Raw genomic sequence first — 26,875 nt, 5'->3', positions numbered from 1 at the left:
ATGCAGACGCAACCCAGCCCGAACCTGGGAAGTGGTGTTTCAGAGGATTGGCCGCCCCGGGACCGTCCGCGCCGATGCGTGTCCGGTGCTCCCTGTCAGGCAACTCGAAGAACACTAGACCTCGGGGATGATCGAGTCAAGCTCCGCAAGCGGATTTTCGGCGACCGCTTCCGCCGGCAGGTGGAAGGCCAGGATGGCGACGTCGTCGTCGTGTTCCGAGGTCACTCCCATCGCCCGCAGCAGCCGGGCGCAGATCACCTCGGGGGTGCCGATCGCGCCGGTCAGCGTGCGGGCCAGGAGGTCGAGGCCCTGGTCGATGTCCTCGTCTCGGCGCTCGACCAGGCCGTCCGTGTAGAGGACACCGGTCGTGCCGGGGAGGAGGCGCAGGGTGTGGGAGAGGTGCAGGCCGCCGCCGGTGCCGAGCGGGGGACCGTTCTGTTCCTCGCTGCGCAGGATGGTTCCGTCGGGGCAGCGCAGCAGCATCGGGAGGTGGCCGGCCGAGGCGTAGGAGAGGGTGCGGCGCTGTGGGTCCCACACGGCGTAGGTGCAGGTGGCGATCTGGTTGGCGTCGATCTCCATGGCGATGCCGTCGAGGAGGCGCATCACCTCGTGCGGCGGCAGGTCGAGGCGGGCGTAGGCGCGGACCGCGGTGCGCAGCTGGCCCATGACGGCGGCTGCCCGCAGGCCGCGGCCCATGACGTCGCCGATGACGAGTGCCGTGCGCCCGCCGTCGATGGCGATGACGTCGTACCAGTCGCCGCCGACGGCCGCCTCGGCGCCGCCGGGTTGGTAGGTGGCGGCGACCCGCAGGTCCGCCGGCTGGTCGAGCTTCTGCGGGAGCAGGCTGCGCTGGAGGGTGACGGCGGCCTCGCGCTGGCGGCGTTCGGCTTCGCGCAGGCGGGCGGCGGCGAGGACCTGGTCGGTGACCTCGGCGGCGAAGATCAGGACGCCGGCGGGCGGGCCCTCGGCGGGGGTGTCGGTGGTGTCGCCGGGGCCGAGCGGGACACAGGAGACGTTGTAGTAGCGGTTGCCGGTGAGCCCGAGGATGCAGCGGGCCTTGACGCTGCGCGGGCGGCCGCCGCGGATGACCTGGTCCATCAGGGCCAGGACGCCCATGGTGCCGAGTTCGGGGAGGGCTTCGCCGGCGGGCCGGCCGGTGGGGCGTTCGCCGAAGAGTTCGCGGTAGGCGCGGTTGGCGTAGCCGAGCTGGTGGAGCGGGCCGTAGGTGACGGCGACCGGGGCGGGGATGCGGTTGAGGACCTCGCGCAGGTTCTGGGGTTTGTGCGGGTCGAGGAGTTCGGCGGCGGTGGTGGGGCTGGTCGGGTCGCGGGGGCTGGGCACGACGACACCGTCGCTGGAGGGCGTGCCCTCGTCGGTGCCGGCCCCGTTGGACGGGGTGGCACGCCAGGGGGCTCCGGTGAGCCGGGCGCTCCAACGCATGAGGTTCAAACGACGGCCGCTTCCTCGTTTTCCAGGCATATCATCACTTTTTGTGTACGCAGCAGCACACGGGGTAATGACCAGGTCGGGCTGATCCTGTCAGGCAGAGGCCCGATTTCGGAAGTCGCGCGCCCGGCGTGGCCGTCCGATCGACCTCCGGCCCGGGTCGGCGGGCGCGGTCAGCGGGGCGCATCCGGTCCGGCGTCGGACGGTCGCCCGAACTTCTGGTCGAACCCGTCCTCGAAGGCCGAACGCGGGTGCTCCATCGCACCCAGCGAAACCACCTCGCGGGAGAACACCCCGCCCAGCACCCAGTCCATCAGCACCCGCACCCGGCGCTCCGTGCTCGGCAGCCGCCGCAGGTGCCGCGCCCGGTGCAGCCACCAGGCCCGCCGACCGGTGAGCGTGCCGCCCCGCCGGGTGTGCGCGACGGCCCGGCGCAGGCCGAGCGAGGTCGAGCAGACCGCGGGGCCGGGCCGGTACTCGGCCAGGCCCGGCGCGTGCGGCCCACGGTCCAGGGCCACCGCGATGTTGCGGGCGAGCAGCTCGGCCTCGGCGAAGGCGTGCTGGGCGTTGGGCGCGCAGGGGGCGCCGTCCGCGTTCGGGTTCGGTACGGCCGCACAGTCGCCGGCCGCCCAGACGCCGGGCAGGGCGCGCCCGTCCGGTCCGACGGCCTGCAGGGTGGAGAGACAGCGGACCCGGCCGAGGGTGTCCAGCGGCAGGTCGGCGTCGCGCAGCAGCGGGGACGGCCGGACGCCCGCCGTCCAGACCAGCGTGCGGGCACCGAAGCGGCTGCCGTCCGAGAGCGCGACGACCCGGTCGACGGCGGACTCCAGGGTGGTGCGCAGCCGGATGTCGACTCCGCGTTCGCGCAGTTCGCCGAGGGTGTGCTCGGCGAGCTCGGGCGACTCCTCGGCGAGGATCCGGTCGGTCGCCTCGACCAGGACCCAGCGCAGGTCCTCCGCGCGGACGTTGTGGTAGCCGCGCACGGCGGCGCGGGCCATGTCCTCCAGCTCCGCGAGCGCGCCGACGCCCGCGTAGCCGGCACCGACGAAGACGAAGGTGAGCGCGGACTGGCGCAGCGCGGGGTCGCGGGTGGCGGAGGCGAGGTCGAGCTGTTCCAGGACGTGGTTGCGCAGGCCCACCGCCTCGCCGACCGTGGAGAAGCCGAGGCCGTGCTCGGCGAGGCCCGGCACCGGGGCCGTCCGGGAGACCGATCCGGGGGCCACCACCAGGATGTCGTAGGGGAGTTCGATCGGGGCGGGGGGTTCGCCGGGGCCCCCGGCGTCGGCCAGGGCGCGGCGGGCGGCGTGTTCGATCCGGGTGATCCGGGCGGTGAGCACCCGGCAGTCCGGCAGGACCCCGCGCAGTGGGACGACCACGTGTCTCGGGTCGATCGAACCGGCCGCGACCTCGGCCAGCAGCGGGTGGTAGGTGAAGTAGGCCTGGGGCTCGACGACGGTGATCTCCACCTCGCCGCGCCGCAGCCGCTCCCGCAGGCCGCGCTGGAGGTGGAGTGCGGTGGCGGTACCGGCGCATCCGCCGCCGGCGATCAGGATCCTGATGGTGCACCTCCTGCCGAGTGACGTTTCGTCCCGGCCTCGCGGCCGGGGGTGTCCCCCCATCACGCCCCCTATGAAGGACCGGCGGAGGTGGTCTTGTCCACAGTCCGTACGGGGCGGGTTGGGACGCGAGTGACTGTCGTGGCCAGTTGTGCTTCCTGGGCGACTTTCTGACGCACTTTCGGCCGCGAAGTGCCGTGAACTATGGTCGGATTGTGTACCGGGGCGGCTGTCGCCATGACAATCGGCGGCGACGCACCGTGGAGCGGCCACTACGGCCAGTTCCAGCGTTGGCGTGAGAACCCGACTGGGCCACAGTCATCCGGGGAAGGTTAGTTCCCGGACAGGGCCCCGGACGGTGCCGACGCGCCGAGCCGGACGTGGACCCGGCCCGGCGGCACGAACCGTGGTCACCGGAACGGGACGGGCGGCACGAGCGATGGGTCATCGGGTCATTTCTGACGAGCTGAGCTGCACCGGGGGGTGCGGGGGCGGGCGACGACAGGGTCCGGATTCGGACGCCTGCGGGGGAGAGTTGGGATGATGGAACAGGAGCAGGTGTTGGGTCGGGCGGGTGCACCGCAGGCCGGGCCGGGCATGGTGCCCGAGCAGCGCGGCCCGGTGGACCTGCCGGCGCAGACCGGGATGGCGCAGGTCGGCTTGGTTCAGGCCGGCATGGTTCAGGCCGGAGGCCCGTACCGGGCCGAGCCCGCACAGGCCACCGCGCCGGTGCCCGGGGCCCGGCTGCGGGTGGACGCCCGGCGGAACCTGGAGAGCGTGCTGCGGGCGGCCCGCGAGGTGTTCGGCGAGTTCGGCTACGGCGCGCCGATGGAGGAGGTCGCGCGCCGGGCCGGGGTCGGGGTCGGCACCGTCTACCGGCGCTTCCCGAGCAAGGAGGTGCTGGTCCAGCGGATCGCCGCCGAGGAGGTGGCGTGGCTGACCGCGCAGGCGCGCGAGTCGCTGTACGGCGGCGACGGCGCCTGGGCGGCGCTGGCCGGCTACCTGGCCCGGGCGGTGAGCAGCGGCGCCGGGCGGCTGCTGCCGCCGGAGGCGTTCCGGTACGCGGAGGAGCTGGGCCGGGTTCCCGAACAGCGGGTGCCGGAACCGCCCGCGGCGGTCCGCTTCGACCTGCGCGGTGAGGAGGCCCGCTCCGGCGGCGCGGCCGATCCGTCGGCCGCCGACGCCGATCCCCGGCTGCTGCTCCAGCTGCTGGCCGCGCTGGTGGCGCGGGCCGGTGCGGCGGGCGAACTGCGGCCGGGCGTCACGGTGTCGGACGTGGTGCTGGTGCTGACCGCGTCGGTGCCGGTGCACGCGACCCGTCCGTCGGTCTCGACTCCGCCGGCGGGCGGTTTCTCGCCGGTTTCCCCGCAGACGGACGGTCAGGCACTCGCCGGGCCATCGGACCGGCTGCTGCAGATCCTGCTGGACGGTCTGCGGGCACGCTGACATCCGACGGCGAGCGCGGGCGGCGCGCTTGGCGGGCAGGACAGTCGGACGGATCGCCGGCGCGCGGGACTGGAGCGCGCGCCGGGTGCGGGCGTCGTGCGACCCGGCGTCGCACGCTGGGCGAACACATCCGCGACGGCCCCACGGAAGAGTGGGGAACGGCCGGTCCGGCTACCGCCCGTCCCTGCGCTATGCCATCCTTTGCCCGTGGTTGGAGCCAATGTCCCGATGCGCGCCCTTCGCGCGCCGTCGGCGCCGTACGCTGGAGAACCGTGCGCCTACGTACTCCCGCGCGCCCTGCCACACTACGGGGGCTGTCGTGGAATCTGGGGTCCGTTGTGAGCGCCGAGGAACAGAACGACTACGGGTACGGCCTCGACTTCGGGGGCCTGTCCGGTAGTACCGCCGAAGGGTCCGCCGCGGGCCCGGGCGGGGTCGGCGGCGCAGGTGGCGCAGGTGGCATCGGCAGTGTCGGAGGGGCCGGCGGTGCCGGCGGGTCGGCCCAAGTGCCGGGCGCCGCACCGGGTTCGGCCGCCGGACACGTCCCCGACCAGGCCGGGATGCCCAGCCGCGAGTCACTCTCCGCCTCCGCCGCCGCGCTGCCCTCCGGCCGGGTGCCCGGCCAGGCCCCGGCGGGCCGGGGCGGCGTCGCCCCCGAGGCGTTCGTCGGTGAGCCGTTCGGCGACAGCCGGCCCGCGCGCCCGACCGTGCCCGCGCCCGCCGACCCGGTGGACGGCGAGCGCCCGCCCTCCGACGCCGAGTTGACCGCCCGGGTCCGGGCCGGCGACGACACCGCGTACGAGGAGATCTACCGCCGGCACGCCGACTCGGTCCGCCGCTACGCACGCACCTGCTGCCGGGACAGCTTCACCGCCGAGGACCTCGCGGGCGAGGTCTTCGCCCGCACCCTCCAGGCCCTACGGGCAGGCAGGGGACCGGAGTTCGCCGTCCGCGCGTACCTGCTGACCGCCGTGCGCAACGTCGCCGCCGCCTGGCACCGCAGCGAGCGCCGCGAACAACTCGTCGACGACTTCGCCGTCTTCGCGCAGACCTCGGCCGCCGTGGTCGACCTCGACCTGGCCGACCCGGGCGCCGACGCCTGGGCGATGGCCATGGCCGACCAGCGGATGGTCATGCAGGCCTACGCCGAACTGCCCGAGGACGACCGGGTGGTGCTCTGGCACACCGAGGTCGAACGCGAATCCCCCAAGACCGTCGCGGTGATGCTGGGCAAGACCGCCAACGCCACCGCCGTCCAGGCCCACCGCGCCCGCGACCGGCTCGCCGCCGCGTTCCTCCAGGCGCACGTCTCCGGCAGCCAGGACAGCGGGTGCGAGGCGTACGTCAACCGGCTGGGGGCGTACGCGCGCGGCTCGCTGCGCAAGCGCGCCTCGGCGGAGGTCGGGCGGCACCTCAGGGAGTGCGACCGCTGCACGGCGGCCTGCCTGGAACTGACCGAGATCAACACCGGCCTGCGCGCGCTGCTGCCCGGCGGCGTGCTCATCTGGGTCGGGGTCGGCGGGTTCAGCGCCGCCGCGGCCGCCGTCGGTGGGGTCGCCGCGGTCGGCGGCGCGGCGGCGGGGACGGCGGCGGCGACCGCCGGGTCCTCGGGGGCTGCGGCCGGTACGGCGGGTACTGCGGCGGGTTCGGCCGGTGCGGCGGGTGCCGCGGGCAGTGGTGCGGCCGGTGCCGGTGCGGCTTCCGGCGGGAACACGGCTGCGGCCGTGGTCGGCGAAGGCCTGGGGACCGCCGCCAAGGCCGGGATCGCCGCCGCCGTCGCGGTGGCCGCGGCCGCCGTCGCCGCGTACGCGCTGACCGGCTCGCCCGAACCGAAGCCGCCGGTGGCCGCTCCCCCGGCCACCAGTGCCCCGGCCGCCCCCGCCCCGGCACCGCCCGCTCCCCGGGCACCCGCCCCCGCGTCGGCCCCGCCCCCCGCTCCCGCCCCTCCGGCCCCGCAGCAGCCCGCGCCGAGCCCCAGCGCGAAGCCGTCCGCCAGGCCCGCGCAGGCTCCGCCCGCCATCCGGGCGCCGAAGCCCGCCACGCCCGCGCCCAGCCGCCCGGCCGCCCCGAAGCCGACCATCGCTCCCCCGGTCGGGCCCGAGCCGACCCTGCCGCCGGTGCCCATGCCCGAGGTGCCCGTCGTCCCGACGCCCACCCTGCCGCCGATCCCGACCCCGACCGTCACCCCACCCGCACCGCCCAAACCGCCCGCGCCCACCGACTTCTGGGCCGACTCGCTGCCCGTGGTCAAGCCCGGCCACAACCGGGTGCCGCCGGACCGGCCGAGCATCCGGCAGAAGGGCAGTGACAACTTCTGGCAGCGCGAGGGCGGCTGGATCGGCGGCGACTACCACCCGCACGCCCTCACCGTGCACGCCCCGGCGACCACCCTGATCGACCTCAACCGCAGCTGCACGTCCTTCGACGCGGTGGCCGGGGTGGACGACGCCACGCTCTCACCGGGCGGGGTGGTCTTCTCCGTCCAGGCCGGCGATGGCCGCACCCTGTGGCACTCCCGGACGCTCGCCGCCGGCGACGACGCGGTGCCCGTGCACGTGCCGCTGGCCGGGCAGACGTCGATCCGGCTGGTGGTCACGCCGGCGCACGGGATCTGGTCGGCGCTGAACGTCGCGGACTGGGCCGAGGCCCGCTTCAGGTGCTCCTGAAACGGGCCTCGGGCTCCGGGCGGTAAGGCTCCGGGCGGCAGGGGTCGGCTGCGGTACGGGTCAGATGGCGCAGGAGCCGTCCGCGCAGGCCTCCCCGGCCGGGGCGACCTGCACCGGGGCCGGCCGGCGCTCGCCGATCTCGGCCGCGACCTGGTCCAGCACCTTGCGGAAGGTCTCGGCCTCCTGGCCGCCCTGGACCGCCCACTTGCCCTCGAACACGAAGGTCGGCACGGCGGTGATGCCCAGTTCCCGGCCCTCGGCCAGCTGGGCGTTGACCTCGGCGGTGCCCTCGTCGCCCGCCAGGTAGGCGGTCACCCGCTCCCGGTCCAGGCCGACCGCCACGGCGACATCGGTCAGCGCGGCGCGGTCGCCGACGTCGACGCCGTCGGTGAAGTGCGCCGTGAGCAGCGCCTCCTTCAGCCGCCCCTGGACGGCCGGGCCGTACTCGGCCTCGGCAAGGTGCAGCAGGCGGTGACCGAGGAAGGTGTTGGCGTGCAGCGCGGCGTCGAAGTCGTACGTGATGCCCTCGGCGAGGCCCAGCTCGGCCACCCGGGCGTCCATCGCCACCGACTGCGGGCCGTAGCGCTCGGCCAGCCAGGCACGGTGCGGGCTCGCCGTCGCGGGGGCGTCCGGGACCAGCTGGTACGGGCGGTAGACGACCTCGACCTGCTCCTTGCCCGGGAAACCCTCCAGGGCCTGCTCGAAACGGCGCTTGCCGATCCAGCACCAGGGGCAGGCGATGTCGGACCAGATCTCGACCTTCATGCGGGGGGCTCCAGGGGGCGTCTTGTCAGATGTGTACGAGATGGGTGAACGATGAACCATCTCGGTACATTCCCGACAACCCCCTGACCTGCCGATTCAGCCCGCGGGCGGCGCCGGAACCACCAGAACCGGACACGCCGAGTGGTGGACCAACGCCGAACTCACCGAACCCAGCAGCAGCCGGGCGAAGCCACCGTTGCCCCGGGTGCCGACCACCAGCGTGTGCTGCCGGGTCGCCGCCTCCAGCAACACCTCGATGACATTGCCCAGCACCACGTGCAGCGACATCTCCCCCACGTACGGGGCGGGGCGCTGCCGCTGCACGGCGGCCACCGAGCGGCGCAGCCCGTCCGCCGTACTCTCCACCAGCGTCTCCACGCTCTCCTGCACCAGCTCCGCCATCCCCGGCGGATAGCCGGCCGGCGCCGGGTTCACCACGGCCAGCACGTAGAGCGGCAGGCCGAACAGCTCCGCCTCCGACATCGCCCGGTCCAGCGCCCACAGCGACCCGTCCGACCCGTCACACGCCGCCAGCACCCCGGCCGGCCGGCCGGTCGGCGGCCGCCCGAGCACCGACAGCACCACGGGCACGTCCCGCCCCGCGCTCCCACCGGCCACCGCACACCCTCCTCACCCGGATCCACACCCCCGCCATCATGGCCCGCCCCGCCGACCGCACCCCCGCCACCGCGCCGAGAGCGAGAGGAGGAGACCGGCGGACGGCGGGCGGGGTTCGGGTGGGCGCCGGGGCTGAGCTCGGGGCCGGTGGGAGCGCGGGGCGGGGCCGGAGGGTCAGGGGGCCAGGGCGGGGGGTTGGGGGTGGGGGAGGCCGGTCCAGCAGGCGCCGTGGCGGCGGGCGCGGAGGCGGCGGAGCCAGAGTTCGGTGGAGACGAGGTCGGCGAGGCCGGCGAGGGCGGCGGGGGACAGGGGGGTGGCGGGGTCGGCGGAGTGGGCGAGTTCGGCGCGGACGGCGGGGAGGTCGATGAGGCCGGCTTCGGCGAGGAGGGGGGCGTCGAAGAGTTCGGCGAGGCCGTCGGCAGCGAGGCGGAGGCCGGCGCGGGCGGGGGCGGTGCGGTCGGGGCGGGGGCCGCGGCCCCAGTCGGGGGGCAGGTCGGTGCGGCCGGCACCGGTGAGGACGGCGTGCAGGAGGGCGTGCCGGGCGCCGGGTTGGAGGCGGACGTCGTCGGGGAGCAGCCGGGCGGCGCGCACGACCTGGTTGTCGAGGAAGGGCGCGTGCAGCCGCTGGCCGGGTTGTTCGGCGGCGTGCACGAGCGTGCGGAAGGAGCGCGCCTGGCGGTAGAGCGCGTGCCGGGCGCGGTGTGCGCCGGGGTGTTCCCCGGGTGCCGGTTTGCGCGCCGCCAGGCGGAGCCGCAGGGCCACCGAGGAGAGCGCCTCGTCGGAGAGCCAGCGGGCGGCCGGGCCGGGCACGCACCAGGCGAGGTCGACGGCCGAGCGGCTGCCCGCCGTCCCGCGGCCGTCCGGGACGTGGCGGGCGGTCAGTTTGGCGGCGGCCTCGTCCAGCGCCTCGGCGTAGCGGATCCGGGAGAGCCGGTGGGCGGCCCGGACCACGGTGAGCGGGGTGCGCAGCGCGCCGGTCAGGACGCCCGCGACGGCCCGGTCGGCCCCGGCCAGCGCGGCGACCGGGGGCAGGAGTTCGCGCGGGCGGCCGGCCCGGATGAGGTCGGCGAGGCGGGCCGGGTGGCCGTCGAGGACCTGGCGGGCGCCGTAGCCGGTGAGGTGGTCGGTGCCGCCGGCGTCGAAGCGGGCCTCGGCGCGGTCGGCGGCCACGAGTTCGGGCCCGGGCTCGTCGGTGAGCCGGCCGGCCTGCGGGTCGGTGCGGAGTCCGGCGTACGGGAGGGTGTCGGGGCCGGGGTCGAGCACGGTGTGCCGCAGGCGCGGGGTGTCGGGGGCGAGCGCGAGGGTGGCGGGGGGTTCGGTCTCGCCGAGCGTGACGGCGGCCAACTGCTCGGGGGCGGCGGGTTCCCGGGCGGCGGGCCGGGCCCAGGAGCCCTTGACCGCGCCGTTCCTGGCGCCGACGGTCTCGGCGGTCTGCTGGGCCGGGACGGTCGGCGCGGGCACCGGCGGCACCGGCGGCAGCGGGACGGCGGCGGCGAGCAGGGCGACGGTCGCGGAGGCCGTGCCGTACGAGAGGTCGACGCCGAGCCGGGCCCGTCCGACCGGATCGAGGACCGGCGCGGTGGTACGGACCCGGGAGCGGACGGATTCCAGCAGGGCGCGGGTGAGTTCGCGGACGGCGGGCGCCTCGTCGCGGGGCTGCTCGGCGAAGGGCGGCTCGTCGTAGGCCGACAGGTACGGCCGGCCGCCGCGGATCCCCAGCACGTGGCCGGGCGGCACCTGCTGGACGCCCAGGTACGGGGTGCCGGTGCCGAGCGCCTCGGGAGACTCGGGGCAGGCGAGGCGGGCGGCGAGGTGACCGGTGTCCACGGCGGCGCCGACCAGGTCGGCCAGCGGGAGGGCGGCGGTGGCGTACGCGGTGCCGCCGCCCCAGGGGGTGTGGAAGACGGGCTGGGCGCCGGCGAGGTCGGTGAGCAGCAGGGTGGAGCGGGTGCCGGAGCGCAGGACGACGGTGTAGCTGCCGGGCCAGGCGGTCAGGTGGCGGACGGCTCCGCCGCGGGCGCCCGCGAGGCCGGCGGCGAGTTCGGCGTCGGTGGCGCCGCAGTGGCCGAGGACGGCGAGCCGGGTGGTGGCGGGGGTGTCCTCGACCGGGTCGGGGGCGGTGGGGCCGGTGCTGACCACGGCGGGGGCGCCGGGGCGGAGCGTGACCAGGCGGATCTCCTCGGGGCGCCAGTCGCCGACGGCCCAGAGCGGGTCGGCTCCGGTCCACAGCGGGCGTGCGGCGATCGGCGCGACCGTGCCGGGCGTCTCGCGCGCGGGTGTGCCCGCCCGGGGTGTGCCCGCTCTGGGCGTGCCCGTGCACCAGCCCGTCAGCCACCGCATCGTGCCTCCACCGGACGAGGACCTGCATCCGCGCGGCGCGTTCGCCACCGGGCGGGCGGTGCCGTCGGGCGGCCGGGTGGGTGTGCCGTGGCGGCCCGCGCGCGTCCCGACGTGCCTCCGCAGCTCGACGCGCCGTCAGGGGACATCGTGCCACCGCTCGGCGTCGCCGGGGCCGGTGTTGCCGGTTCCGCTTCGGTGGCGACCGGCCGACGGCGGGTGGGAACGGGCGGAGCGGCTGTCGGCACCGCGGCAAAACCGCGCGGAGCGGCCTGTCGGCGCCGGGTGGAGCCGAGGTGGGGCCGGGCGGGCCGGGCCTCCCCCTCCGTGGCCCGGACCGCCCGCGGGCCGCCTTTGGCATGGGCATCGCGAGATGGCCGAAAGGCGTCACCCGGCCCGGGAGGGCATCCGCATGCCCTCCCGGACTTCACCGCCACCCGCGGGGATTGAGGCGGCGGCATCCCCGGCCCGCCGGGTCCTCGACGGCGGGCCGACCCACGACCACCAGCGAATCGCCGACCAGCCGGTCGGGCCAGGGGGCACGGCCGGGCGCACGTGAACACGGGACCGGAGCACGACGCTCCGGCGCGCGGCGGGATCGGCCGGATCCGAGCGGTCCGGACCAACTCCCGTGCGACACCGCCGAGTGCGCGATCCCGCCATCCGGAATGCGACCTCTTAACCGTCGGAACGCGTCCGACTACTCTAGGTACAGCAGCCACGGCCCGGTGCCGCCCGGGCCCCGCGCACAAGGCCGCAGGAGGTGCCGCCGCCACCATGACCGTCAGCCCACGTGGACCGAACGAACGGCTCGGCACGCTCCTGACCCTCGCCCAGATCAGCAACGCCGGACTGGCCCGTCGGGTCAACGACCTCGGTGCCCAGCGCGGGCTGACCCTGCGGTACGACAAGACCTCGGTGGCCCGCTGGGTCAGCAAGGGCATGGTCCCGCAGGGGCCCGTCCCGCACCTGATCGCCACCGCGATCGGCGGCAAGCTCGGCCGGCCCGTCCCGCTGGAGGAGATCGGCCTGGGCGACACCGACCCGGCACCCGAACTCGGCCTGGCCTTCCCGCGCGACGTCGCCGAGGCCGTCCGCTCCGCCACCGACCTGTGGCGGGTCGACCTCGATCTGCGCCGGGGCCCCGGCGGCGGCCGGTGGAGCGACAGCCTGGCCGGCACCTTCTCGGTCGCGGCCTACGCGACGCCGGTCTCCCGCTGGCTGATCACCCCGGCCGACGGCTCGGTGGCCCGCGAGGTGCCGCGCTCCCCCAGTGACACGTCCTCCTACCGGGTCGGCCACTCGGACGCCGCCAAGCTCCGCGAGGCCGCCCAGGAGGCACGCCGCTGGGACTCCAAGTACGGTGGCGGGGACTGGCGTTCGTCGATGGTGCCGGAGTGCCTGCGAGTGGAGGCGGCGCCGCTGCTGCTGGCCTCGTACAGCGACGCGGTCGGCCGGGCGCTGTTCGGCGCGACGGCCGAACTGACCCGGCTGGCCGGGTGGATGGCCTTCGACACGGGGCAGCACGAGGCCGCCCAGCGGTACTACATCCAGGCCCTGCGGCTCGCCCGGGCCGCCGCCGACGTGCCGCTCGGCGGCTACGTGCTGGCCTCGATGAGCCTGCAGGCGGGCTACCGGGGCTTCGCCGAGGAGGCGGTCGATCTGGCGCAGGCCGCCCTGGAGCGCAACCGGGGCCTGGCCACCGCCCGCACCATGAGCTTCTTCCACCTGGTGGAGGCCCGGGCCCAGGCCAAGGCGCGCAACGCGGCGGCGTGCGCGACGGCGCTCGGCGCGGCGGAGAGCGCACTCGAACGGGCACGCGCCGGGGATCCGGATCCGGCGTGGATCGACTTCTACGCCTACGACCGGCTCGCCGCCGACGCCGCCGAGTGCTTCCGCGACCTCGGAGTGCCCTCGAAGGTCCGGCAGTTCACCCGCGAGGCGCTGGCCACGCCCACCGAGGGCTTCGTCCGCTCGCACGGCCTGCGGCTGGTGGTCTCGGCGATGGCCGAGGCGGAGGCGGGCAACCTGGACGCCGCGGTCGCCGCCGGCGAACGCGCCGTCGAGGTGGCCGGCCGGATCTCCTCGCAGCGCAGCCGGGAGTACGTGGTGGATATGCTGCGGCGCCTGGAGCCGTTCCACGGCGAGCGCCGGGTGCGGGAGCTCGCGGAGCGGGCACGGGCGGTGATCGTCGCTCCGGCGTGAGCGGTCGGGCCGGCGGGCGGCGGGGCGAAGGGGCGAAGAGCCGGCGGGGCCCGTTACGGCCTGACGGTAATTGAGGTGCGCCGGCGAGAGGGGCCTGGCTATGGTCTCTCTCGTCCAGGTGCGCAGGCAGAGGTTACTTCCAACTCCTTATTGGGCAGGTCGCGGGTTCGAATCCCGTCACCGGTTTCGGACCGGTGTAGCTCAGTGGCCAGAGCAGCTTCGTCACCTCAGCCGCCTTCGATCTCTGGACACCTACACGTGAATAGGTTTTTCCGCACCTCCCGGTGCGACGGCAGCGGTTACTTCTGGTAGGCGCCGGATTTCCGGCGTAGCGGTTCGAACCCGCGAAACACCGCCGCCACTCCGATCTCGGGAGGCAGTGCGCTTCGGAGTGCCCGGTGCGCAGGCGGGGGTTACTTCGGATCTTGCGGTTCCGGGTTCGAGTCCCGGGTGTGCCGTGCGCGAGCGCGGCCGCTAGCTCAAGTGGTAGAGCACAAGGCATACACCTCCGCCGACGTCGGCCGTCCCACGGTCGGCACGATCTCGGGCACCCCTCATGCGGCATGCCTCCGTCCCACTGACACCAACAGGCCGAGGGGGGCTGTCGCATGTCCAGGTTCAACATCCGCAAGACCAAGGCGAGTCCGAGTTCACCGGTGGCCACGACCGGGCAGCTCACCCGCAACCACAACGGCGGCGTCGGCCACGTCCGGAACCGCAAGTCCGAGCTGTTCCTGCTCGCGGTGGCCAACATGGTCGGCAAGGACACCTTCTACGAGCGCGGCGGCGACCGCGACGACCGCTACACCGCACTGGTGCGCGAACTCGCCGTCGCCGAGCCCGAGTGGACCCTCGGGCTGCTGCGCTGGCTGCGCTACGGCGCCCACATGCGCACCGCCGCCCTGGTCGGCGCCGCCGAGTTCACCCGCGCCCGGCTCGACGCGGGCGCCCACGGACACTCCCGACAGGCCGTCGCGGCGGTGCTGCGGCGCGCCGACGAGCCCGGCGAGCTGCTCGCGTACTGGACCTCGCGCTACGGCCGGGCGCTGCCCAAGCCGCTCAAGCGCGGCGTCGCGGACGCCGTCCGGCACCTCTACGACACCCGCTCGCTGCTCAAGTACGACACCGCGGGCAAGGGCTACCGCTTCGGCGACGTGATCGAGCTGACGCACCCTTCGCCGGACCCGGACAAGCCGTGGCAGGGCGCGCTGTTCGCGTACGCGCTGGACCGCCGGCACCGGCCGGAGGAGGCCGTCCCGCCCGCGTCCGACCGGATGCTGACCGCCAACCGCGCGCTGCTCTCGCTGCCCGTCGAGGAGCGCCGGGCCGCGGTGACCGCCGAGGACGGCGCCGAGCGGCTGGCCGCCGCCGGGCTGACCTGGGAGGCACTGGCCGGCTGGCTGCGGGGGCCGCTGGACGCGCCGGTCTGGGAGGCGGTCATCCCGTCGATGGGCCCGATGGCGCTGGTGCGGAACCTGCGCAACTTCGACCGGGCCGGGGTGTCGGACACTGTCGCGGCCGAGGTGGCCCGGCGGATCTCCGACAAGGGCGAGGTACGGCGCTCGCGCCAGTTCCCGTTCCGCTACCTGTCCGCGTACCGGCACGCGCCCTCGCTGCGCTGGGGGCACGCGCTGGAGACGGCGCTCGGGCACTCGCTGGCCAACGTGCCGGAGCTGCCCGGCCGGACGCTGATCCTGGTGGACCGCTCCGGTTCGATGTTCGACCGGTCCGGCGGCCCGACCGAGCTCAACCGGGCCGACTCGGCCGCGATCTTCGGCACCGCGCTGAAGGTCCGCGCCGCCGAGGCGGACCTGGTCGAGTTCGGGACCACCAGCCGGGTGATCGAGGTCGGCCGGGGGGAGGCGGTGCTGCGAGTGCTGGATCGTTTCTCCAGTCTCGGCGGCACCAACACCGCCGACGCCGTCCGCGCCCACTACCGCGGCCACGACCGGGTGGTGATCGTCACCGACGAGCAGACCGGCCCCCACCACTGGGGCGGCGACCCGCTCGCCGCCGTCCCCGCCCACGTCCCCGTCTACACCTGGAACCTGGCCGGCTACGCCCCGGCCCACGGCCCCAGCGGCGGCGCCCACCGCCACACCTTCGGCGGCCTGAGCGACGCGGCCTTCCGCCTCATCCCCCTCCTGGAAGCCGGGGCGAACGCCCACTGGCCCTGGGAGGAGTAAGAGGAGCAGGGGGCGGCGGCCGGCACGGTCGGCGGCCGGCCCCGGGGGCCGCACCGACCGAGGGGAGACGGTCGGCGTGGCGGCGAGCGGCCGGGAAGGGACCCACGGGGGTGGTTCCTTCCCGGCCGCTCGCCGTTCCGGCGCGGGCCCGTCGCGCCCTCGACCGGTCCGGGCCGCCGTGGCAGCATCGGCGGCGGGGGCGGCCGGGCGAGGCGAGGAGTCGGTGGTGGCGGACGAGGTCGACGTGCTGGTGGTGGGCGGCGGGATCGTCGGGCTGGCCACGGCGTACGCGCTGACCCGGGCGCGGCCCGGGCTGCGGGTCGCGGTGCTGGAGAAGGAGGCCGGCTTCGCCGCGCACCAGACCGGGCGCAACAGCGGGGTGATCCACAGCGGCGTCTACTACCGACCCGGTTCGTTCAAGGCCCGGTACGCCGTGGCGGGTGCCGCCGAGCTGGTGGCGTTCTGCCGCGACCACGGCATCCCGTACGAGGTGACCGGCAAGCTGATCGTGGCCACCGGCGCCGCCGAGCTGCCCCGGCTGGCGGCCCTGGCGGAGCGCGGGCGGGCGAACGGCATCCCGGTCACCGAGCTGGACCGGGCCGGGATCGCCCGGTACGAGCCGGAGGTGGCCGGGCTCGCCGGGCTGCACGTCGGCACCACCGGCATCTGCGACTTCCCGGCCGTCGCCACCGCCTACGGCCGGCTGGCCCGGGAGGCCGGCGCCGAGCTGCGGCCCGCCAGCGAGGTCCGGACGGTGGCGCGGCGCAGGGACCTGGTGACGGTGGGCACCGCCACCGGCGAGCTGCGCTGCCGGGTGCTGGTGAACTGCGCCGGACTGCACAGCGACCGGATCGCCCGGCTGGCCGGGGACGAGACCGGGGTGCGGATCGTGCCGTTCCGCGGCGAGTACTACGAACTGACCGAACGGCGCCGGAACTTGGTGCGCGGCCTGGTCTACCCGGTGCCCGACCCGGCCTTCCCCTTCCTCGGCGTGCACCTCACCCGGGGCATCCACGGGGACGTCCACGTCGGCCCGAACGCGGTGCCCGCGCTGGCCCGCGAGGGGTACGACTGGCGCACCGTCCGCCCGCGCGACCTGGCCGGGACGCTGGCCTTCCCCGGCACCTGGCGGATCGCCCGCCGGCACTGGCGGTACGAGCTGGGCGAGCTGCACCGCTCGCTGTCCAAGCGGGCGTTCACCGAGGCCGTCCGGCGGCTGCTGCCCGCCGTCTCCGCCGAGGACCTGGTGCCGGCCGCCGCCGGGGTGCGGGCCCAGGCGGTGGCCCGGGACGGCTCGCTGCTGGACGACTTCGCCTTCGCCGGCTTCGACCCGCAGGACCCGCGCTCCCCGCGCCGCGCGGTGCACGTGCTGAACGCCCCCTCCCCCGCCGCGACGGCCTCGCTGCCGATCGGCCGGGAGGTGGCCCGCCGCGCCCTGGCCGCCCTGGAAGCGGGCGGCTGAGCGGGCGGGTCCGCGGGCGGGTCCGCGGGCGGGTCCGCGGGCGGACGAGCGGGCGGACGAGCGGGCGGACGAGCGGCGGAGAAGCCCCGGAATGAGCCCGGTCACAGGCCCTTCGGGGGAGCCCCGGCGGCCCCGTAGACTCGGGGGATTGTGACTGCCACCGCCCCGATCCCCCAGCCCTCGCCGTCCGCCCGGATGTCCGCGGCGCCGGCCGCGTACCCCGCGCCGATGTACCCGCACAAGGCCACCGAGGCCCAGCACCGGGAGCACCGGATCCGCAGCTTCCAGCCGCGCCGGGGCCGGATGACCAACGCCCAGGCGAGCGCGCTGGACCGGAGCTGGGAGACCTTCGGCATCCCGATCGACGGCGCCCCGCTCGACCTGCGGGAGCTGTTCGGCGAACTGCCGGTGACGCTGGAGATCGGCTTCGGCATGGGCGAGACCACCGCCGCGATGGCCGCCGCCGACCCGGGCATGGGCATCCTCGCCGCCGACGTGCACACCCCGGGCCACGGCAACCTGTTCGGCCTGCTGGAGCGGGACGGCTCGGAGAACGTCCGGTCGGCCGCCGGGGACGCGGTGATCCTGCTGCGCGACATGCTCCCGGACGCCTCGCTGGCCGGTCTGCGGGTCTTCTTCGCCGACCCGTGGCCCAAGCCCAAGCACCACAAGCGCCGGCTGGTCCAGCCCTCCTTCCTCGACCTGGTGCTGCCCCGGCTCGCCCCCGGCGCCCTGGTGCACTGCGCCACCGACTGGGAGCCGTACGCGGAGCAGATGCTGGCGGTGCTGTCCGCCTCGCCGGAGCTGGAGAACCTGCACCCCGAGGGTGACGGGACCGGCTGGCTGGAGCCCGCGGACCACCCGGACGGCAGCGTCCCCGGTTACGCACCGCGACCGGACTGGCGGCCCGTCACCAAGTTCGAACGGGCCGGGATCGCCAAGGGCCACGTGGTCCACGACCTGCTGTTCCGCCGCCGCTGACGCACCGGCCGCCGTTCGAACGGCGGCCACCCGCCGACCGTACGGGCGGGCCACCGGCGGACGGTTCGTCCCGAGTCCTCCCGGCGGGCGGCTGCCGTGGCCTACCCTGTGCCGCATGGGCGGCCCGTCCGGCGGCGGGTCCCGGCCGATCGTTCGGACGACTGTTCGGACAGAGGTTCAGGTCGCCGCCGACGCACCGGAGACGGTCCCGCGCACCGGCGACACCCGGACCATCCCGGGGCCCCGGAGGCGCCGGGTCCACCGCCTGCTGCCCCGGCCGGGCGGCCCGTTACCGCGGGCCGCGAACGCCCAAGCCGCCGCGCCCGGCACGCCCGGGGGGCCGCCGGGCCGCAGCCGCTCGGTGGCGCTCTCCTCGGTCACCGCGACCGCCGTCCTGACCATGGTCGGCTGCGGGGCGCTGATCCTGCACCTGGTCCAACGGCAGACCGGCACCGTCGGGCTGCTGGTCGGCCTGGGCCTGGCGATGGTGCCGCTGCCGTTCGTGCTGGGCGGCCTGGCCTGGCTCAACCTCACCGCCCGGGTGCCGCTGCGGCACACCGTGTTCTGCCTCGGCTGGGGCGCCTGCGCCGCCACCACCGTCGCCATCCTCGCCAACAACTGGACGGCCGACTACCTGACCCGGCACCAGGGTTCGCTCGGCGAACTGCTCGGCGCCGGAATCGCCACCCCGGTGATCGAGGAGACCGCCAAGGCCACCGCCCTGCTGGTGCTGCTGCTGCCGCTCGGCCGACGGCAACGCTGCCAGGGCCGCCGCACCGGGCGCCCCTGCGCGCCGCTGCTGCGCCGGCTGCCCGCGCCCCGGCGCCCCCGCCCGTACCAGCGCCGCCAGGTCGGCCCGCACGCCCGCGGCCGGCTGCGCCCGTACCTGCGGCCGCTGCCCTACCTCCGCCCGGCCCCGCCGTCCGGCGGCGCCGGGCCGCACCGCCGCTCCCGGCCGCGCACCCTGGCCGCCGGAGTGGTGCTCGGCGGGATGACCGCGTGCGGCTTCGCCTTCACCGAGAACGCCCTCTACCTAGGCCGGGCCTTCACCAGCGACCAGCGGCAGCGGCTGGACAGCATCGGCCTCGGCGATCGGCCCAGCCTGCGCGACTTCGACAGCACCGTGCAGACCTTCGTCCTGCGTGCCCTGCTCTCCCCCTTCGCCCACCCGCTGTTCACCGCGCTGACCGGGATCGGCCTGGCCGTCGCGCTGACCACCGGGCGGCGCCGGCTCGCCCGGCTGGCCGCGCCGACCGGGCTGCTGCTGGCGATACTGCTGCACGGCACCTGGAACGCCGCCGCCGACCTCGGTACGGACGGCTTCCTGGTGGTGTACGCGGTGCTGATGGTGCCCTGCTTCGTCGCGCTGGTCTGCTTCGCGGCCTGGGCGAGGGCCCGCTCGGCCCGGCACCCGGCGCGGGGCCCCCGGCGCGGGCGGTCGAAACCCTCGCCGAGGGGCGCTTGAAGAACCGATTTCCCATCTCGGTGACTTCCACGTATTGTTGTGTTCACCGACGCGGGGTGGAGCAGCTCGGTAGCTCGCTGGGCTCATAACCCAGAGGTCGCAGGTTCAAATCCTGTCCCCGCTACTCAGTAGCCGGAAGGCCCGGAGGATTCGTCCTCCGGGCCTTTCGCGTTCCCGGCACCACCGCACCGCCGCAAGGCCGCGAATAAATCCGTTGCCCTCCGATCGGTGGGCTGCCTATCGTGGCAGCACACTGAAAGGAGGTGATCCTGAATTGAGTACCGTCAGGATGTGTGAGGTGGCTGCTCGCTAGAGCCGCCCCTGCCTGCGCAGGGTGAGGCCCCTGGCCTCCGGCAGGCGAAATCCATAGCAGTCACCCGGCCCGCGGGCTCACCGGAACATCCCCGGTGCCTCGGCGCCTGGCCAGTGCACGGGCCGGCGCGGAGGAGTAGCCCGCGGGTCGTCTGCGTTTCCGGGGGCGCCCGGGCCGCCCGCGGAGTCCTGGCGCCGCAGTCGGTGCTCCCGTGTCGTAGCCGGGGCACCCGTGTGTAGCCGGGGCACCCGTGTCGCAGTCGGTGCTCCCCCGTGTCGTAGCCGGGGCGTGCCCGGGACGTTTCCGGGGTGGGCCGCGGCGCTAGAGTCGGCGCGGGGTTCCGGAGCGGAGCGGCACGGACACAGGGGGTAGGCGATGACGAAGGCGCGACGACTTGGCGGCGGATCGGCGCTGCGGACGGCGCAGTGGGGTGCCGCCGGAGTACTGGCCGGGACGGGGCTGATCGGGCTGCTGCTGTTCGCCCTCGGCCGGGACCAGACCTGGCAGGCGCTCGGCGGCGGCCTGGTGGTGGCCGGAGCCTCGACGGTGCTCGGCGGCGGCCTGGGCTTCCTGTTCGGTGTGCCCCGGGTGCGCGGCGACTCGGGCGAGCCGCACGGCTCGTACGCGCCGAACACCAATCTGGAGCAGGTCTCGGACTGGCTGACCAAGGTGCTGCTGGGCGTCGGACTGACCCAGCTCGGGTCGCTCGGCGAGCGGCTGCACGAACTCGGGTCGGCGCTGGCGCCCACGCTCGGCGGGGGCGACGCCGCGGTGCCGTTCGCGGCGGCCCTGGTGCTCTACTTCCTGGTCTTCGGCTTCCTCGCGGGCTGGCTGGTGACCAGGCTCGCGCTGCCGCGGGCGCTGAACGACGCCGACCGGGCGCTGGACCTCTTCCTCGCCGGGCAGGACCGCGACCGGCACGGCGACAAGGTGGGTGCGGACGACCTGCGGGTCCGCGCGATGCAGCAGCTCGGGCTGCTGGGCGGCAGCGCGGAGCACCCCGCCGCGCTGGCCGGGCAGCTGCCGCCCGCCTCGGGTTCGCCGGCCGGGCCGGCGGGCGTGGTGGCCGAGGTCCGCTCGACCGCGCGGCGGTCGGCGCTGACCGCGGACCAGGTGCGGGACCTCTTCACGGACGGCTCCGAGGGGCGGCGGATCCAGGCCCTCGCCCTGATGCAGGGCGACCCGTCGCTCGCGGACCTGGCGAGCGTGCTGGACGCGATCGAGCACCCGCGCTCGGGCTTCGAGCAGTACCACGCGCTGCTGGCCGCCCGGGGACTGCTCTCCCGGCTGCCGGCCGCCGAGGCGCAGCGGCTGCGGGACGCGGTGGCGGCGCAGCTGGTCGATCCGCGGGGCATCCCGTACGGGTCGGACCGCAGCTGGCTGGCGGAGAAGATCCTCTCCCGGCTGCAGGTGACGGCCTTCGTGCCGGCCCAGCAGGCCCAGGCACCCCAGCCGACCCAGCCGACCCAGCCATCCCAGCCGTCCGGCTCGGCTGCACCCGATGCACCGGCCGCACCGGATGCACCGACCGCACCGGATGCGCCGACGTCGCCCGCCTCGCCCGCCTCGCCCGCCTCTTAGCGGCCCCTACAGCCCGGCGGCCACGGGCTGCCCGGCCTCCGCCCGGGGGCGGCGGTCGGCGGCCCGCAGGACCAGGACGCGGCGGGTGCGTCCGTCCTCGGCCCGGGGGAAGCGGCGGACCTCGCTGGCTATCCGGCGCTCGCCGAGCGCGTACCGCAGGGGGTCGAGGTGCCCGCAGCGGCGGCCCCGGCCGTCGTGCAGGGGCTGGACGCGGACCTCGCCGCCCAAGGAGGTGACCCGGACCAGCTCGGTCAGGGCGGCCAACTGGTGCTCGGGGCCGAAGAGTTCGGGGTAGGCGAAGAGCAGGTAGCCGCTCAGGGTGAGGGCGAAGGTGCCGTCCGCGAAGGGCAGCCGGGGCAGCGCGGCGGCCACGTACCGCTGCGGGTGCGCGGCGGAGTCGGCGGCGAACAGCCGGCGGGCGCGGTCCCAGCTGCGCAGGTAGCGCTCGGGCCGGTGCGGGCGGGGCGCGGGGTAGAGGTGCGGGCGGGCGGCCATCGCGACGGCCATCGCCGCCCGGGCGGCCCGGGCGCGGTCCGCGACCACCGGCAGCGGCAGGGCGTACGCCGGGTCGGCGGCGATCACCCGGCAGCCCAGCGCGCGCGCCTCGGCGGCCAGGCCGGCCGCGCCGCCGGGGCAGTCCAGCAGCGGCCCGGGGAGGGCGGCGAGCTGGGCCCGGGTGAGGTCGAACAGGGCGCAGTACTCGTCCAGCGGGCGGGAGGTGACCAGGACGTCCGGGGGTTCGGGGGGAATGCCTGGGGCGGCCACGCGGTCATCCGAACACGCGGCGGCCCCGTCCGCATCCGGAGTGCGAACGGGGCCGGGACCGAGTCGGGGCCGGACGGTCAGCGCCTGGTCAGCGGCCGAGCAGGCCCTGGGCGGCGGCCCGGTTGACGTTGGTCAGGCCGCGGACGAGCTGCGCGGTGAGGAAGACCAGCACCACCCCGACCAGCGAGAACCCGGCGATCTGCCACATCCCCTCGACGTAGTAGACGTGCCGGACGTGGTGGCCGTCGGTGTAGTCGAACAGCTGGTACCCGCGCCAGCCGGTGTAGGTCGGGAAGACCCAGTGGTAGACCGGGTAGAGCGCCATCGCCCAGCCGAGCAGCAGGAACACCAGGGTCATGGTGAAGCTGAAGATCGCCCAGGGGAACATCACCACCTGGTACAGCGCGGCCTTCCAGCCCGCCCCGTCCGCCAGCCGCGCGGTGATCGCGCCCCAGTTGCCCGGGCGGACCGGGCGCACCGGCTTCGGGCCGGGAACGTCCAGGGCCAGCATGCCCCGCGCCCGGGCCCGCTCCAGTCGGCCGAAGCCCCGGGCGGCGATGGTCAGGCCGGCCAGCACGGGCAGGCCGAGGGCGGTGACGAAGGTGCCGAGGCCGAGGCAGAACAGGGTGATCGCGACGGCGAAGCCGGCGATCGCCACCGGCAGGCCGCTGAGCACGTAGCCGACCTCGCGGTAGTAGTGCGCGGAGAACGGCGCCGTCCAGAAGGCGGGCGGCTGTCCGGTCCGGTGGGCCCGGGCGGGGCGCGGGTCGTCGCCGTGACCGTCCAGGACGTCCCACTCGTGGTCCCGTGTGCTTCGGCTGCTGCTCATGTTCCGGCCCCCGGCCCCTCGTACTGACGGTCGTTCGTGCTCGCTGACGTCGTCCAGTCTGGCCGAACCGCAGGTCGCGGCGGCATCCGGAGGCCTGGCGGATCGGGGGTGGGGTTAACCCCCCGGCCCCCGGCCCCCGGCCCCGCCCCCGGCCCCCGGTCCGCCGGCCCGCCGGTCTCCCTGGCCACACGGGTGCGCCGTGGGGGTTCAGCCGGTCGGGCCCGGCCACTCGTCGACGAGCAGCGCGAAGAGGTGCGAGTCGGAGCGGACGCCGTTCTCGAGCCGGTCGTGCCGGGCCCGCACCTCCAGCCGGAACCCGAGTCGGGTGAGCACCTTGGCGGAGGCCGTGTTGCCCACGTCGGCCGAGGCCGTCAGCCGGTGCAGGTCCAGGGTGTGGAAGGCGAAGTCGCAGAGCAGGCCGGTGATCTCGCCCGCGTGGCCTCGGCCCCGGAAATCGCGGCCGAGGACGCAGCCTAGGTCGGCGGCGCGGTGCTTCCCGAGGGTGAGCGCGGCGTGTCCGATCGGGGTCGCGTCCTGCGGGTCCTCGGCGTCGGCGAGCCTGGTGACGGCGAGCCGGTAGGTGTCCCGCTCGCCGGCCATCGCCTCCTCCAGGTAGAGCTCGATCTGGTCGGCGCAGGTCTCGCGGTCGTACGGCTCGAACGGCAGGTGGCGGGTGACCTCCGGGTCGCCGAACAGGGCGTGCAGCGCGTCCACGTCGCCGTCGGTGTGGTGGTACTCGCGGATGGCCAGCCGGGGGCCGGTGAGTCGTACGGGGACCATGGCGGCCGACCCTACCGGCCCCCGGAGGCTACCGTTCGGACTATGAACGACGAAGACCTGCGACTCGCCCCGCGCACCAGGGCCGCCGACCTGCTCGCCTGGGCGGCCGAGCAGGGCCGCACGCCGGTGGCCGAGGCGCCGCTGCGCGCGGTGCTGGCGCTGCTGGAGCTGGGCGAGGGCAGGATGCACGACGGCTGGCCCGAACTGACCTCCGACGCGGTGGAGCACCTGCTGTACGAGCGGCTCCACCTGTACGTCCAACCCACCCCCGAGGAGGACCCGCTCGCGTACGGCGACGCGGTCCGGTTGCTGATCGACCACCAGCGGGCGGTCCGGCGGCTCAACGCCAAGCGCCAGGAGCGGCTGCACGCGGAGGCCGAGTGGCAGGGCGAGGTCGCGGCCGGGCTGCTGCGCCGCGCCGACCTGGTGACCTGGCCCCGGCTGTACGCGCTGCTGCTGCACGCGTACGGGGTGGACGTCGCGGACGAGGCGGCGGTGCGGGACTGGCTGACCGGCTTCGGCGAGCTCCCGGAGGAGGAGCGGCTGGCCGCGTACGAGTCGCTGGTGCCGGCCGGCTGGCTGGACGAGCCGGACGAGCGGGGCTGGGGACCGGGCCGGGTGCTGTCGGTCGGCATGGCCACGGACGGCGCGCGGCGGCTGCTGGAGCAGGGCCTGATGCGGCGCAGCTACCGCAACCTGGCCGAGCTGACCGCGCTCGGGCGGCCGATGCCGGACGAGCTGGCCGGTGACTTCGGGCAGTTCGAGGAGGCGGCGGTCGACGCGGCGCTCGACCTGTTCGGGGAGTGGACGGTGCCGGGGCTGCCGCGGCTGCTGGTGGCGGAGTTCCCCGAGCTGGCGCCGGAGCCCGGCCAGGAGGAGATCGACGCGTACGTGGCGCAGTTGCCCGCGGAGGAGTGAGACGCCGCGAAAAGCCCCCGGCCGCTCGAACCGAGCGTGCGACCGGGGGCTTTCGGGTGTCCGTTACGGGTTGAGGCCGTGCTGCTGGAGCCAGGGCTCCGGGTCGACCGGGGCGCCGCCGCCGGGGCGCACCTCCAGGTGCAGGTGCGGGCCGGTGACGTTGCCGGTCGCGCCGACCTTGCCGATCTGCTGGCCGGAGGCGACGCCGCCGGAGCCCTTGATGATCGAGGAGAGGTGGCAGTACCAGATCTCGGTGCCGTCGGGCAGGGTCTCGACGATCCGGTAGCCGTACGAGCCGGACCAGCCGGCCGAGGTGATGGTGCCCTGGCCGAGCGCGTACACCGGGGTGCCGGTGTCGGCGGCGAAGTCCAGGCCGGTGTGCAGGTTGGCCCAGTAGCGGGCGCTCTGGCCGTAGTGGGCGGAGAGCCGGTAGTCCTTCACCGGGAGGGTGAGGGCGGCGGCGCGCTTGGCCTCCGCCTCCGTCGCGGCGGCCTTGGCCTCCGCCTCCTTGGCGGCGGCCTTGGCCTCGGCCTCCTGCGCGGCCTGCACGCGGGCACCCTCCTCGGCGGCGGTGCGCTGGCTGTCGGCCTGCTGCTGGATGCGGGCGGCGAGCGCGAGGCCGGGGTCGGCGGCGAGCGCGACCGGGGTCTCGTCGGGGGCCTCGATGGCGGGCGCGACGGCCGGGGTGGCCGAGGCGAAGCCGGTGGCACCGAGGGTGGCGGCGACGGCGGTGACGCCGAGCAGCGGGGAGGCGCCGCGGGTCTGACGCGGCATCCGGTGCCGGTTGGCCTCGGCCTCCGGGCCGAGGGCCTCGGGCCCGTCCGCGCCGGGGTGGTCGAGGAGCTGGGTACCGGCTGCGGGGCCGGCCGGGTGTGCCGGGGTGTGCGTCGACGCCACGGAGGCGCGCTCCTTTCCTTCCTTCGCGCCTACCGGGTTAGCTGACGGGTTCGGAGCAGGAAGGTCTCCTACGGCCGGGCCGGGGCCCCGCCGATTCACCCCAAGGAACATGGTTCCCCGGCTCCCTGACCTGCCCGGAGGCCGGTCGGCGGGATTAGGCGACGGCGCACGGTGCCGTCTGGGAACGGCGTTGACGACCGCGCTGCGTTATCAAACGTTAATCCTAGGACGCTCTGATTCCAAGCCATCCGTCCGGGACGGCAGTGGAGCGAGTGATCGGACGTCAACGAACGACCCCTCATACGAGCACCCCATCTGAGTACTCCTACTCATGTGCGGCCCGGCCGGGCGGCCGCATCCTGGCGCCATGAGCGCACCGATGCAGAACCGCACGACGGCCGCGTACTACATCCAGGCCATCCTCTCCTTCGCCCTGTCGGGCACCGCCCTCGCCGTCGGGATCGCCTACCTGCCGGTCGGCGGGTGGACTCGGGCATTCCTCGGGATCGGCCTCCTCTACACGGTCACCTCCTCCTTCACCCTGGCGAAGGTGATCCGGGACCGGCACGAGTCGAACGAGATCGTCAGCCGGGTCGACCAGGCCCGACTGGAGAAGCTGCTCAGCGAGCACGACCCGTTCAAGCCCGAGGGGATCTGAGGCGAGCCGGCCTTCCCCTCTCCCGTCGACGCCCTCTTCAACGCCCTCTTCGACAGTTCCTTCGAGACTCTCTTCGGCCGGGGGCTTGACGGCTAAGGCTATTAGCCTTAGCTTTATGGCTATCGGCAGCAGCGCCGATGTCGCAGCGAAGGACCGAGGAGGCCCACCATGAACGCCCCCATCAGCCCGGACACCCAGTACCTGACCGTCCCCGGCGGGCGGATCGCCTTCGACGACACCCGACAGGGCGACGGCGCCCCCGTCGTCCTGCTCCCCGGAATGCTCGACAGCCGGGCCGCGTACCGGCACCTGCGCCCGCTGCTCGTCGCCGCCGGCCACCGCGTCGTCACCATGGACCTGCGCGGCTTCGGCGAATCCTCCATCGCCTGGGACGACTACGGCCCCGCCGCCATCGCCGGCGACGTCCTCGCCCTGCTCGACCACCTCGGCATCGAACGCGCCGTCCTCGCCGGGAACTCCTACACCGGCGCGACGGTCGTCAAGGCCGCCGGGGACGCCCCGGAGCGGATCGCCGGGATCGTCCTGATCGACGCCTTCGTCGAGAACCCGCAGCCCGGCGCCCTGATGCGCGGCGCCCTCCGCCTGATGAGCGCGGCCCTCGTCCACTGGCCCGCCTTCTGGGGCTTCTACCTGCGCCGGATGGCCTTCCCCGGCGCCAAGCCCGCCGACTTCGACGGCTACGTGGACGGACTGGTCGCCGCCCTGCGCACCCCGGGCCGCAAGACCGCCACCCGCGGATACGTCACCGGGGACTCGTCGCCGGCCGGCTGGACGGCCGCCGTGCGGTGCCCGGCGCTGGTGGTCATGGGCAGCAAGGACCCCGACTTCCCGAAGCCGGAACTCGTCGCCGACCGGCAGGTCGCGGCACTGGGCGCGCGGAAGGCGATGATCGAGGGGTCCGGGCACTATCCGATGGCCGACAACCCGCAGGCCACCGCGGACGCCCTGCTGCCCTTCCTCGCCGAACTCGCCTGACCGCC

The 26,875-nt window shown here is 75.4% G+C and carries 19 protein-coding genes, 1 tRNA gene, 1 pseudogene and 1 riboswitch; of the genes and pseudogenes, 12 read left to right on the top strand and 9 right to left on the bottom strand.

The window, feature by feature from the left end:
- Positions 1 to 165 precede the first annotated feature (165 nt).
- Together ACZ51D_RS09435 and ACZ51D_RS09430 are read right to left on the bottom strand one after the other, a co-directional pair.
- Positions 166 to 1,449, bottom strand: a pseudogene (locus tag ACZ51D_RS09435) (SpoIIE family protein phosphatase); the annotation flags it as partial.
- A 170-nt stretch (positions 1,450 to 1,619) separates the two neighbouring features.
- The gene (locus ACZ51D_RS09430; RefSeq protein ID WP_465615853.1) at positions 1,620 to 3,065 is read right to left on the bottom strand and encodes an NAD(P)/FAD-dependent oxidoreductase; all 1,446 of its coding nucleotides are present in this window, start codon (positions 3,063 to 3,065) and stop codon (positions 1,620 to 1,622) included.
- A gap of 612 nt (positions 3,066 to 3,677) precedes the next feature.
- Between ACZ51D_RS09430 and ACZ51D_RS09425 the strand changes: the two genes are divergently transcribed.
- Both ACZ51D_RS09425 and ACZ51D_RS09420 read left to right on the top strand, forming a co-directional pair.
- Positions 3,678 to 4,448: a TetR/AcrR family transcriptional regulator gene (locus ACZ51D_RS09425; RefSeq protein WP_465615882.1), complete on the top strand. Its 771-nt coding sequence runs from the start codon at positions 3,678 to 3,680 to the stop codon at positions 4,446 to 4,448.
- 560 nt (positions 4,449 to 5,008) lie between these two features.
- On the top strand, positions 5,009 to 7,114 hold the full coding sequence (locus ACZ51D_RS09420; protein WP_465615851.1) for a sigma-70 family RNA polymerase sigma factor: 2,106 nt from the start codon (positions 5,009 to 5,011) through the stop codon (positions 7,112 to 7,114).
- 60 nt (positions 7,115 to 7,174) lie between these two features.
- On the opposite strand, the gene ACZ51D_RS09415 is transcribed toward ACZ51D_RS09420, so the two are convergent.
- From ACZ51D_RS09415 to ACZ51D_RS09405, 3 genes are all read right to left on the bottom strand, one after another.
- Positions 7,175 to 7,879 (bottom strand): DsbA family oxidoreductase, encoded by a 705-nt coding sequence (locus ACZ51D_RS09415; RefSeq protein ID WP_465615849.1) that lies wholly within the window; start codon positions 7,877 to 7,879, stop codon positions 7,175 to 7,177.
- Between the two features lie 96 nt (positions 7,880 to 7,975).
- Positions 7,976 to 8,497 carry a universal stress protein gene (locus tag ACZ51D_RS09410; RefSeq protein WP_360505792.1) on the bottom strand — a complete coding sequence of 174 codons (522 nt, stop codon included), beginning with the start codon at positions 8,495 to 8,497 and terminating at the stop codon, positions 7,976 to 7,978.
- 174 nt (positions 8,498 to 8,671) lie between these two features.
- Positions 8,672 to 10,837, bottom strand: coding sequence for an asparagine synthase-related protein (locus ACZ51D_RS09405; protein WP_465615846.1), 2,166 nt, complete (start codon positions 10,835 to 10,837; stop codon positions 8,672 to 8,674).
- A 774-nt stretch (positions 10,838 to 11,611) separates the two neighbouring features.
- Between ACZ51D_RS09405 and ACZ51D_RS09400 the strand changes: the two genes are divergently transcribed.
- The 7 genes from ACZ51D_RS09400 (at position 11,612) to ACZ51D_RS09370 (ending at position 21,027) form a co-directional block, all read left to right on the top strand.
- The gene (locus tag ACZ51D_RS09400) at positions 11,612 to 13,039 is read left to right on the top strand and encodes an MFS transporter (protein WP_465615844.1); all 1,428 of its coding nucleotides are present in this window, start codon (positions 11,612 to 11,614) and stop codon (positions 13,037 to 13,039) included.
- A gap of 608 nt (positions 13,040 to 13,647) precedes the next feature.
- Positions 13,648 to 15,225 carry a TROVE domain-containing protein gene (locus ACZ51D_RS09395; RefSeq protein ID WP_465615843.1) on the top strand — a complete coding sequence of 526 codons (1,578 nt, stop codon included), beginning with the start codon at positions 13,648 to 13,650 and terminating at the stop codon, positions 15,223 to 15,225.
- 223 nt (positions 15,226 to 15,448) lie between these two features.
- The gene (gene lhgO / locus ACZ51D_RS09390; protein ID WP_465615880.1) at positions 15,449 to 16,687 is read left to right on the top strand and encodes an L-2-hydroxyglutarate oxidase; all 1,239 of its coding nucleotides are present in this window, start codon (positions 15,449 to 15,451) and stop codon (positions 16,685 to 16,687) included.
- Positions 16,688 to 16,882: 195 nt separating this feature from the next.
- Positions 16,883 to 17,668, top strand: coding sequence for a tRNA (guanosine(46)-N7)-methyltransferase TrmB (gene trmB, locus ACZ51D_RS09385; RefSeq protein WP_396290290.1), 786 nt, complete (start codon positions 16,883 to 16,885; stop codon positions 17,666 to 17,668).
- 115 nt (positions 17,669 to 17,783) lie between these two features.
- Positions 17,784 to 19,133, top strand: a complete 1,350-nt coding sequence (locus ACZ51D_RS09380) for a PrsW family intramembrane metalloprotease (RefSeq protein WP_465615842.1) — start codon at positions 17,784 to 17,786, stop codon at positions 19,131 to 19,133.
- A 50-nt stretch (positions 19,134 to 19,183) separates the two neighbouring features.
- Positions 19,184 to 19,257: transfer RNA gene (locus tag ACZ51D_RS09375), tRNA-Met, on the top strand.
- 564 nt (positions 19,258 to 19,821) lie between these two features.
- Positions 19,822 to 21,027: a hypothetical protein gene (locus ACZ51D_RS09370; protein WP_465615841.1), complete on the top strand. Its 1,206-nt coding sequence runs from the start codon at positions 19,822 to 19,824 to the stop codon at positions 21,025 to 21,027.
- 6 nt (positions 21,028 to 21,033) lie between these two features.
- Here the strand turns inward: ACZ51D_RS09370 and ACZ51D_RS09365 are convergent, their stop codons facing one another.
- From ACZ51D_RS09365 to ACZ51D_RS09355, 3 genes are all read right to left on the bottom strand, one after another.
- Positions 21,034 to 21,792, bottom strand: coding sequence for a hypothetical protein (locus tag ACZ51D_RS09365; protein WP_465615840.1), 759 nt, complete (start codon positions 21,790 to 21,792; stop codon positions 21,034 to 21,036).
- Between the two features lie 88 nt (positions 21,793 to 21,880).
- Positions 21,881 to 22,621 (bottom strand): sensor domain-containing protein, encoded by a 741-nt coding sequence (locus ACZ51D_RS09360; protein WP_465615839.1) that lies wholly within the window; start codon positions 22,619 to 22,621, stop codon positions 21,881 to 21,883.
- Between the two features lie 207 nt (positions 22,622 to 22,828).
- Positions 22,829 to 23,401 carry a GNAT family N-acetyltransferase gene (locus ACZ51D_RS09355; protein WP_465661753.1) on the bottom strand — a complete coding sequence of 191 codons (573 nt, stop codon included), beginning with the start codon at positions 23,399 to 23,401 and terminating at the stop codon, positions 22,829 to 22,831.
- 42 nt (positions 23,402 to 23,443) lie between these two features.
- Here ACZ51D_RS09355 and ACZ51D_RS09350 point away from each other — a divergent pair, with 42 nt between their 5' ends.
- On the top strand, positions 23,444 to 24,319 hold the full coding sequence (locus ACZ51D_RS09350; protein WP_465615835.1) for a hypothetical protein: 876 nt from the start codon (positions 23,444 to 23,446) through the stop codon (positions 24,317 to 24,319).
- 63 nt (positions 24,320 to 24,382) lie between these two features.
- Here the strand turns inward: ACZ51D_RS09350 and ACZ51D_RS09345 are convergent, their stop codons facing one another.
- Positions 24,383 to 25,216, bottom strand: coding sequence for a M23 family metallopeptidase (locus ACZ51D_RS09345; protein WP_465661751.1), 834 nt, complete (start codon positions 25,214 to 25,216; stop codon positions 24,383 to 24,385).
- 12 nt (positions 25,217 to 25,228) lie between these two features.
- A riboswitch (cyclic di-AMP (ydaO/yuaA leader) is annotated at positions 25,229 to 25,387 on the bottom strand.
- 196 nt (positions 25,388 to 25,583) lie between these two features.
- On the opposite strand from ACZ51D_RS09345, the gene ACZ51D_RS09340 reads away from it, so the two are divergent.
- Complete coding sequence (locus tag ACZ51D_RS09340; RefSeq protein ID WP_360505828.1) at positions 25,584 to 25,874, top strand: YiaA/YiaB family inner membrane protein; 291 nt, start codon at positions 25,584 to 25,586, stop codon at positions 25,872 to 25,874.
- 168 nt (positions 25,875 to 26,042) lie between these two features.
- Complete coding sequence (locus ACZ51D_RS09335; protein ID WP_465661749.1) at positions 26,043 to 26,870, top strand: alpha/beta fold hydrolase; 828 nt, start codon at positions 26,043 to 26,045, stop codon at positions 26,868 to 26,870.
- Positions 26,871 to 26,875 lie beyond the last annotated feature (5 nt).

Source organism: Kitasatospora sp. NPDC033851 (assembly GCF_055576085.1).
This window is presented reverse-complemented; position numbering and strand designations above follow the sequence as displayed.

Coding starts and splice junctions, on each gene's coding strand:
- ACZ51D_RS09340 (WP_360505828.1), top strand. CDS start 25,584: ATGAGCGCACCGATGCAGAACCGCACGACGGCCGCGTACTACATCCAG.
- ACZ51D_RS09370 (WP_465615841.1), top strand. CDS start 19,822: ATGACGAAGGCGCGACGACTTGGCGGCGGATCGGCGCTGCGGACGGCG.
- ACZ51D_RS09335 (WP_465661749.1), top strand. CDS start 26,043: ATGAACGCCCCCATCAGCCCGGACACCCAGTACCTGACCGTCCCCGGC.
- trmB (WP_396290290.1), top strand. CDS start 16,883: ATGTCCGCGGCGCCGGCCGCGTACCCCGCGCCGATGTACCCGCACAAG.
- ACZ51D_RS09360 (WP_465615839.1), bottom strand. CDS start 22,621: ATGAGCAGCAGCCGAAGCACACGGGACCACGAGTGGGACGTCCTGGAC.
- ACZ51D_RS09400 (WP_465615844.1), top strand. CDS start 11,612: ATGACCGTCAGCCCACGTGGACCGAACGAACGGCTCGGCACGCTCCTG.
- ACZ51D_RS09420 (WP_465615851.1), top strand. CDS start 5,009: ATGCCCAGCCGCGAGTCACTCTCCGCCTCCGCCGCCGCGCTGCCCTCC.
- ACZ51D_RS09380 (WP_465615842.1), top strand. CDS start 17,784: ATGGGCGGCCCGTCCGGCGGCGGGTCCCGGCCGATCGTTCGGACGACT.
- ACZ51D_RS09350 (WP_465615835.1), top strand. CDS start 23,444: ATGAACGACGAAGACCTGCGACTCGCCCCGCGCACCAGGGCCGCCGAC.
- ACZ51D_RS09355 (WP_465661753.1), bottom strand. CDS start 23,401: ATGGTCCCCGTACGACTCACCGGCCCCCGGCTGGCCATCCGCGAGTAC.
- ACZ51D_RS09430 (WP_465615853.1), bottom strand. CDS start 3,065: ATGGGGGGACACCCCCGGCCGCGAGGCCGGGACGAAACGTCACTCGGC.
- ACZ51D_RS09415 (WP_465615849.1), bottom strand. CDS start 7,879: ATGAAGGTCGAGATCTGGTCCGACATCGCCTGCCCCTGGTGCTGGATC.
- ACZ51D_RS09425 (WP_465615882.1), top strand. CDS start 3,678: ATGGTTCAGGCCGGAGGCCCGTACCGGGCCGAGCCCGCACAGGCCACC.
- ACZ51D_RS09395 (WP_465615843.1), top strand. CDS start 13,648: ATGTCCAGGTTCAACATCCGCAAGACCAAGGCGAGTCCGAGTTCACCG.
- ACZ51D_RS09405 (WP_465615846.1), bottom strand. CDS start 10,837: ATGCGGTGGCTGACGGGCTGGTGCACGGGCACGCCCAGAGCGGGCACA.